Here is a 6,445-nt window from a genome sequence, read left to right as displayed (position 1 = left end):
CGCGCCGCCCCCCCCCCCCCCCCCCCCCCCCGGGGGCGCGGGGCGCGCCCCCCCCCCCCCCCCCCCCGGCGGAGTGGGAGAAGTCAGGCGGCGTAGCGAGGGTCCGGGATGCCGAAGCCTGGCTCCGCCGCCTCGACCAGTTCCAGTGTGCAGCACTTCACGCCGCCACCCGCCTTCAACAGCTCGCTCACGTCCACCCCGATCGGCAGATAGCCGCGGTCGCGCAGGGCGGCGGCCAGGTCGGTGGCGCGCGGGCTCAGGAAGACGTGGTAGCCGTCGCTCACACCGTTCAGTCCGAGCACTTCGGCGTCGGCGTCGGTGGCGAGCACCGCGTCCGGGAACAGCCCCGCCAGCACGATACGGCTGGTCTCGCTGAACGCGGGCGGGTAATAGGCGACGGTGTTGTCGTCGAGCACCATGAGCGCGGTGTCGAGATGGTAGAAGCGCGGGTCGACCAGCTCCAGGGTCACGACCGGAACCTCGAAGAAGCTCTCCACCTCGCGGTGCGCGGCCGGGGTGGTGCGGAACCCGGTGCCGGCGAGGAACCGGCCGCCCACACAGGCGAAATCGCCCTGCCCTTCGTTGATCTCACTCGCGGCCGCCACCTCGGCGGCGCCGCGGCGCAGGAACCAGTCCAGGTAGGCGGGACCCTCGGCCGCCCGCTCGGCGTGGGCGAAGCGCGCGGTCAGCACCCGGTCGCCGAGCGCGACCGCGCTGTTGGCGGCGAAGACCATGTCCGGCAGGCCCGGCTCGCCGGACACCACCTCGACCTGGTGGCCGTGGGCGAGGAAGGTCTCGCGCAGCGTCTCCCACTGGGCCAGCGCACGTGCCCGGTCGACGGTCTCCCCCGGCCGCATCCACGGGTTGATGCGGTAGGTGACGTCGAAGTGGTCGGGCCTGCACATGACGAAGCGGCGCGGCACCGGCCGGCGGAAGGGCGCGGGATCAGGGGACGGAAAGGCGGCTACAGAGGTCATCGCGGCTCCCGGAGTCGGCGCGTACGGTCGGCTGATCGCGACGATATCCGCTGGTCCATTGCGTGCGTAACGTGCGATCATTGCGTTCTCGGACCGAATAACGGCGAATCATTGCGCACCGACGACGCGAGGAGTGCGACATGGACCACACCGACCGCGCCATCCTCGGTCATCTGCTGCGCTCGGCGCGCTCCTCCTATCAGGAAATCGGATCGGAGGTCGGCCTCTCCGCGCCCGCGGTGAAGCGCCGGGTGGACCGGATGATCGCCGCGGGCCAGATCACCGGGTTCACCGCCCTGGTGAACCCCGCCGCGCTCGGCTGGAAGACGGAGGCCTATGTGGAGGTCTACTATCGCGACAACATCAGTCCCGCCGAGCTGCGCCGCACCCTCGAGCCGATCCCGCAGGTGGTCGGCGTGTGGACCATCGCGGGCGAGGCCGACGCTTTGGTGCACGTCATGGCCACCGACATGGCCGAGATCGAGTCCACCGTGGAGCGCATCCGCGAGAACGCGCGGGTGGGTCGCACGCGCAGCTCGCTGGTGATGTCCCGAATCCTCGAGCGCCCGAGGACCTGACCCCGCGTCCCGGCGCGGTCACCGCCGGAGGACGCGGTCGGTATGGGCCTTGCGCTGCTCGGTGTCGTAGCCGCTGTACACCGGTCGCCGATCGCGTGCCACGACGGCCGACCTCACCCTCCCGGCGGCGCCCACCGCGACGCGGCCGCCGACTCCAGGACGAATGTCGTTCGCGCCGTGTTCTTTCCGCACCGATCGCACGGCGCGCACGCCCGGACAACCGGGGTGGGAAAAACATGCTTACGGCACCGGAGAGCGGCCTATGATCGTGCGGGCGCGCAGGGAATCGGCCGGTTTCGTGTCCGGCCGCGCGGCGCCGCAGTTCCGGGAGGAGAGATCGATGACATCCGCCACCACCGCTTGGCGCATCCGTGCCTGGGCCGATCCCGGGTTGGAGAAGCGGTTCCTGCGCGAGGGCTTCGTAGCCGTCCGGCACGACGAATTCGGCTGCCCGGTCACGAGTTTCGGCAGTGATGTCGAACTGCGCGCGCGGCTCGAGCAGCACAATCCCGGCCGCAGTCGCAAAGCCATCGGCCTGTTCGTCTCCTACTGGCGCAATTTCAGCCGCAGCATGCGCACCGGGCACACCATCGTGGTGTCGCTGACCGGCCGCCGCGCCGCCATCGGCACCATCGCGGGCCCCTACGAGTACGACCCCGCCGAGCCCGACCCGCACCTGCGGCATCGCCGCGCCGTCGAATGGCACTCCATCACCGACCGCACCCACCTCGACGAGGACCTGCGCCGCGCTGCCGACGCGCCGGGCACGTTGTTCCGGCTGCGCGCGGACGACGCCGGCGTGCGGCTGCGCCGACTCGGGCACGTCGCCTGACTGACCGCCGCGCCACGATCCACCGCGCCACGATCAGTCGCACTACCGCCCTTCGGCACCGGCCGGACCACCCGCCACCCCGCCTGCCCGCCAGGCTCGGCACCGGCCGCGCTGATCCACCGGGAGCGGTTCTCAGCCGGTACTTTCCCCCCGGCGGGCGAAGGCTCGAGCCGTGGCCGGACCGCCCCGAGGGGCGCACTAGGGTGTAGCGCATGTCCGACCTGCGTGCCAGCTACCTCACCGACGGGGCCGAGATCTACCGGCGCTCGTTCGCGACCATTCGCGCCGAGGCCGATTTGAGCGGTTTTCCCGAGGACGTCGCGCGGGTGGTGGTGCGGATGATCCACGGCTGCGGGCAGGTCGACCTCGCGGGCGATGTGGCCTTCTCCCCCGGCGTGGTCACCGCGGCGCGGGCCGCTCTGCGCGCGGGCGCGCCCATCCTGTGCGACGCCAACATGGTGGCCGCGGGTGTCACCCGTACGCGCCTGCCCGCGGACAACGAGGTCATCTGCCTGCTGCGCGATCCTCGGGTGCCGGAACTGGCCGCCGAGATCGGCAACACCCGCTCGGCCGCCGCGTTGGAGCTGTGGCGCGACCGCCTCGAGGGCGCGGTGGTGGCCATCGGCAATGCCCCGACCGCGCTGTTCCACCTGCTCGACATGCTCGACGCGGGGGCGCCGCGGCCAGCTGCGGTGCTGGGCATTCCGGTGGGTTTCGTCGGGGCGGCCGAGTCCAAGCAGGCGCTGACCGAGTACGGCGGCGTGGAGTATCTGACCGTGCGGGGCAGGCGGGGCGGCAGCGCCATCACCGCCTCGGCACTGAACGCGATTGCGAGCGAGCAGGAATGAGCGAGGCAGCGGTGGCGCCGGGCAAGCTGTGGGGCGTCGGGCTCGGGCCCGGTGACCCGGAACTGGTGACGGTCAAGGCGGCGCGGATCATCGGCGCGGCCGATGTGATCGCCTTCCACAGCGCGCGACACGGGCGCAGCATCTCGCGCGGCATCGCCGCACCGTACATGCGTCCCGGCCAGCTGGAGGAACACCTGGTCTACCCGGTCACCACCGAGAGCACCGACCATCCCGGCGGTTATCAGGGCGCCATCGACGAGTTCTACGAGCAGGCCGCCGAACGCCTCGCCGCGCATCTGGCCGCGGGCCGCACGGTCGCGCTGCTCGCCGCGGGCGCCCCGCTGTTCTACAGCTCCAACATGCACATGCACCGCCGCCTGGCCGACCGCTTCGAGGCCGAGATCGTTCCAGGCATCACCTCGGTCAGCGCGGCGTCGGCGGCGCTGGGCACCCCGCTGGTGGAGGGCGAGCAGGTGCTCACGGTGCTGCCCGGCACCATGCCCACCGAGGAGCTCACCCGCCGCCTGCGCGACACCGACGCCGCCGCCATCATGAAGCTCGGCCGCACCTATCCGGGCGTGCGCCGCGCCCTGGCCGACGCGGGCAGACTCGACGACGCCTACTACATCGAGCGCGCCAGCACCACGCGCGAACGTGTGCTCACCGCGGCCGAGGTCGACGAGGCAGACGTGCCGTACTTCTCCATCACCCTGGTTCCCGGACCGCGCCCGACCACGCCGCTGCCCACGGTGCGCGCCGCGCGCGGGGAACAGCCCGGACCGGGTGCGGCGGCCGAACTCTCGTCCCCTCGCCACGTCCCGACGGCATCCGGGCATCGCGCTCCGGTCGACGCGGCCGGAGGTGGCGCCACCCGGGTCCATGCGGCGGACGGTGCTTGCGCGACGAGCGGCGACCACTCGGTGGCCGTCGCCGACCGGCCCGAGCCGGAGCCGACAACCGCGACCGGCGAGGTGGTCGTGGTCGGCCTCGGACCGGGCAACCCGGAGTGGACCACCCCCGAGGTGCGCGAAGCCCTCGCCGAGGCAACCGACCTCGTGGGCTACACGACCTACATCGATCGCGTGCCGGTGCGGCCGGGCCAGCGCAGGCATGCCAGCGACAACCGGGTGGAGTCCGAGCGCGCGGCCATGGCGCTGGATCTGGCGCTGCGCGGCGCGCGGGTCGCGGTGGTCTCCTCCGGCGATCCCGGCGTGTTCGCCATGGCGGCGGCGGTGCTGGAGGAGTCGGCCGACCCGCGCGGGCGGGCGGTGCCGGTGCGGGGGCTGCCCGGCGGCACGGCGGCCAACGCGGTCGCCAGCCGGGTCGGCGCGCCGCTCGGCCACGACTACGCCATGATCTCGTTGTCGGACCGGCTCAAGCCGTGGGAGGTGGTGGCGCGCAGGCTGGCGGCGGTGGCGGCCGCGGACATGGCCATCGCGATCTACAATCCGGCGTCCTCGCAGCGCACCTGGCAGGTCGGCGCCATGCGGGATCTGCTGCTCGAGCACCGCTCGCCCGACACCCCGGTGGTGCTCGGCCGCGATGTCGGCGGTCCGGGCGAGCGGGTGCGCGTGGTGCGACTGGCCGATCTGGACCCCGCCGAGGTGGACATGCGCACCTTGCTCATCATCGGCGCGACCACCACGGCGGTCGTGGAGTCCGATCACGGCACCCGGGTCTACACCTCCCGCCGGTACGGCACCGCCGACGCCGCCGCGCCGATCGGGTAATATTCCACTTTGGAATGTCCGTTCGGGATCGAAGGGAGCGAGCCGTGCCCGACACCGCCACCACGCGCCCGACGACGCGCAAGACGCTGAACTCGACCGCGGCCTCGCTGCTGGGTTTCCTGCACGAGGGCCCGATGTCGGGCTGGGACCTGGTCACCCTCGCCCAGGACCGCATCGGCGACTTCTGGACCATCACCCAGAGCCAGGTCTACCGCGAACTGGCCACCATGGCCGCGAGCGGCCTGGTGGAGAAGGGTGAGACGGGCGCGCGCGACCGCACCCCCTACCGGCTCACCGACGCGGGCCTAGCGGCCTTCCTGGAGTGGGTGGTGCGCGACCCGGGCGCGGAGACCATCCGCGTCCCGCTGCTGCTGAGCATGCACTTCGGCGAGCACATCCCCCGGGAACGGCTGGCCGAGATCATCGCCGCCAACCGCGAGATCCACCAGGCCCGCCTCGACCGCTACCGCGCCGACGAGGGCAAGGACATGCCCGCCCACCAGCGCGCCACCCTCGAATTCGGGCTCGAGTACGAGCGCGCGGTGCTCGCCTGGTTCGACAAGCTTCCGTCGATCCTCGGGCACTAGTTTCCGGCCGACCGCGTCCCGACCGCCGGGACGAACCGCGCCGGCCGGCACGCAGATCGCGCTCCGGCGACATCGCGGTCAGGCATCCAGGCGTGCCACGACATCCGAGCGCGCTGCGATCAGGGCTTGCCCCAGGGCTCCGTGAGCCAGGCCAGGGCGGCTTCGGGCGAGTCGACCACCACGTTCGCGGGCGCCGGGGCGGGCCGATCGATCATGACCACCGGAATCCCCAGTTCCCTGGCCGCCTCGAGTTTTGCCTCGGTCCGATCGCCGCCGCTGTTCTTCGACACCACGACCTCGACGCCGTGCTGCGTCATCAGGGCGATCTCCTCGTCGAGCGTGAACGGCCCGCGCGCCAGCAGCAGCTCGTGCCGGGGCGGTAGCGCGGCCGTGGGCGGGTCGATGGCCCGGATCAGGAACCAGGGCGCGGCGAGATCGGCGAACGCGCTCACGCCCTGACGGCCGATGGTCAGGAACACGCGCTCATGGCCCGCGGCTGCCCGGGCGGCCTCGGTGAGGTCGGGCACCGGAATCCACCGGTCGCCGGGCCCGGGCGTCCACGCGGGGCGCAGCAGCCGCAACAGCGGCACCCCGGCATCCGCGGCCGCGCGCGCGGCATTGGCGCTGATGGTCGCCGCGAACGGGTGGGTGGCGTCCACGACGCGCTCGATCCCGTGGTCGGTCAGCCATTTCCGCAGTCCGTCGGCACCGCCGAAACCGCCGATCCGCACCTCCCCCTCGGGCAGCAGCGGGTCGCGCACGCGGCCGGGGGGGGGGGGGCCCCAGTTGGGTACACGCGGGGCCGGGAACAGTAGGGGCCGCGCCCCGGCGTGGCCGGGGGGGCCCCCGGGGAGGGCGCGCAGCCGGCGCCGGAGTTTGGGGGGGGGGGGGGG

Annotated in this window: 7 protein-coding genes; 5 read left to right on the top strand and 2 right to left on the bottom strand. The window is 72.9% G+C overall.

Annotation, left to right across the window (positions count from 1 at the left end):
* Positions 1-83: 83 nt before the first annotated feature.
* Positions 84-977, bottom strand: coding sequence for a dimethylargininase (ddaH, locus tag QH283_RS29665; protein WP_280506215.1), 894 nt, complete (start codon positions 975-977; stop codon positions 84-86).
* Between the two features lie 140 nt (positions 978-1,117).
* Between ddaH and QH283_RS29660 the strand changes: the two genes are divergently transcribed.
* The 5 genes from QH283_RS29660 (at position 1,118) to QH283_RS29640 (ending at position 5,552) form a co-directional block, all read left to right on the top strand.
* Positions 1,118-1,555, top strand: coding sequence for an Lrp/AsnC family transcriptional regulator (locus QH283_RS29660; RefSeq protein ID WP_280506214.1), 438 nt, complete (start codon positions 1,118-1,120; stop codon positions 1,553-1,555).
* Between the two features lie 340 nt (positions 1,556-1,895).
* Positions 1,896-2,387 carry a hypothetical protein gene (locus QH283_RS29655; protein ID WP_280506213.1) on the top strand — a complete coding sequence of 164 codons (492 nt, stop codon included), beginning with the start codon at positions 1,896-1,898 and terminating at the stop codon, positions 2,385-2,387.
* 212 nt (positions 2,388-2,599) lie between these two features.
* Positions 2,600-3,235 (top strand): precorrin-8X methylmutase, encoded by a 636-nt coding sequence (locus QH283_RS29650; protein ID WP_280506212.1) that lies wholly within the window; start codon positions 2,600-2,602, stop codon positions 3,233-3,235.
* Positions 3,232-4,965, top strand: a complete 1,734-nt coding sequence (locus QH283_RS29645) for a precorrin-2 C(20)-methyltransferase (RefSeq protein ID WP_280506211.1) — start codon at positions 3,232-3,234, stop codon at positions 4,963-4,965. The genes QH283_RS29650 and QH283_RS29645 overlap by 4 nt, the downstream gene beginning before the upstream one ends.
* Positions 4,966-5,009: 44 nt before the next feature.
* Positions 5,010-5,552 carry a PadR family transcriptional regulator gene (locus QH283_RS29640; protein ID WP_280506210.1) on the top strand — a complete coding sequence of 181 codons (543 nt, stop codon included), beginning with the start codon at positions 5,010-5,012 and terminating at the stop codon, positions 5,550-5,552.
* Positions 5,553-5,671: 119 nt separating this feature from the next.
* Here QH283_RS29640 and QH283_RS29635 read toward each other — a convergent pair whose 3' ends face one another.
* Positions 5,672-6,364, bottom strand: a complete 693-nt coding sequence (locus QH283_RS29635; protein WP_280506216.1) for a cobalt-precorrin-6A reductase — start codon at positions 6,362-6,364, stop codon at positions 5,672-5,674.
* Positions 6,365-6,445 lie beyond the last annotated feature (81 nt).

The organism is Nocardia farcinica (genome assembly GCF_029867845.1).
Taxonomy (GTDB): domain Bacteria; phylum Actinomycetota; class Actinomycetes; order Mycobacteriales; family Mycobacteriaceae; genus Nocardia; species Nocardia farcinica_A.
Note: the sequence above shows the minus strand (reverse complement) of the source record. Positions and strands in the feature narration are given on the sequence as shown.